1 protein-coding gene is annotated in these 1,360 nt (G+C 58.1%); it reads right to left on the reverse strand.

Annotation, left to right across the window (positions count from 1 at the left end; all coding sequences use genetic code 11):
- Positions 1-79: 79 nt before the first annotated feature.
- Positions 80-1,231, reverse strand: a complete 1,152-nt coding sequence (locus ACX80E_RS17175; protein WP_459303275.1) for an IS481 family transposase — start codon at positions 1,229-1,231, stop codon at positions 80-82.
- Positions 1,232-1,360 lie beyond the last annotated feature (129 nt).

Here is a 1,360-nt window from a genome sequence, read left to right on the forward strand (position 1 = left end):
TGTGATGTGTCGCGACATCGTTGACTGATGTAGCGGGACATAGGTGACAAAAGCTCTCTCCTTCGGGAGGGGGCTTTTGTTATTTTTTGGGTTGGTAGCTTTTGCTTGGATCGATGGTGTGTTCTGCAAGGAGCTCGCCAGTGATGGTGTCGGCGATCATCACTTCGGGCCCGGCAATGAGGACTATGACGTGCTTTTGCTTGTGGGCGCGGCCGACGGCAAGGTGTCGCATGGCCCCTTGGTAGCGCAGGCTGACCGTGCCTGTGCTGTCGATTTTGTCGTAGCGGACTCGCCAGTGGAGTTCTGAGCGCTGCACTGGTGCGGCTTTGGGCAGTGAGGTGTAGACCTCTGCCGGTGTCTTGCGATCCAACGCCCTGTGGGGGCGTTCCTGGTTATAGATGTGTTGAAACCGTGCCAGCTGTTCATCTAGTTCGCGCCTGCTGCTTGCGGGTGGTTGGAGTGCCAACCATTTCTTGAGGGTCTGATGGAACCTCTCAATTTTCCCTTGAGTCTGCGGATGATACGGCGAGCCATTTTTTTGGATGATTCCCAATTTCTTCACGAGGTACTCGAAAGCATTCGGGCCTCCCTTCCCATGCGCGAAACGCGTCGTATACACCATCCCGTTGTCCGTCAGGGTTGAGGCCGGGTAGCCGTGCGCTTGGGCAGTGCTGGTGAACGTGGTGGTCACTATGATCCCCGTAACGCGGGGGTGAGCGCTGATATGGAGCAGGTAGCGGGAGCAGTCATCGAGCCAGGAGATGACCTCAATATCCGTGCCGCCAGCCAGTGTCCAGTGGGTGAAATCGGACTGCCAAGTCTGGTTAGGCTGGGCCGCTTCAAAGCGGTGCCACGAGGAGCGTGGGCGTTTCTGTGGTTGTGGCACGACCATGGATGCGCTGCGCAGGATTCGCCAAATCGTGGAAACCGCTGGCGGGCTCACGCCCTCGCGCCGCAGACGGTCAGCGATGGATTCGGCGCCAGCATCCAGACCCGCGGCATCCAGCTCGGCTCGCAGGGTTGTGATTCTCGCTCGCACGTCACCGGAGGTAGCGCCAGGATGCCTGCTAGGGCGGCGAGATCTGGGTTCCAACCCTGCCTCACCAAACTCCCGATAACGCCCCATCAGCACATGTACCCATTGACGGCTGACATGGAAACGACGAGCGGCTTCACTGGGTGACAACCCCATCTCCAGCACAGCAAGAACAATGACACGATTCTGATCCAAGGACGCCATAACCCATCATCCATGGAGTCAACGATGTCCCGACACATCAAATGATCTGCCAACTCCGCGGCCACCACCAGAGTCAACGATGCCGCGACACAGCAGTCAACTATGTCCTGAAACCAGACA

The organism is Arthrobacter sp. TMN-49, from assembly GCF_054511095.1.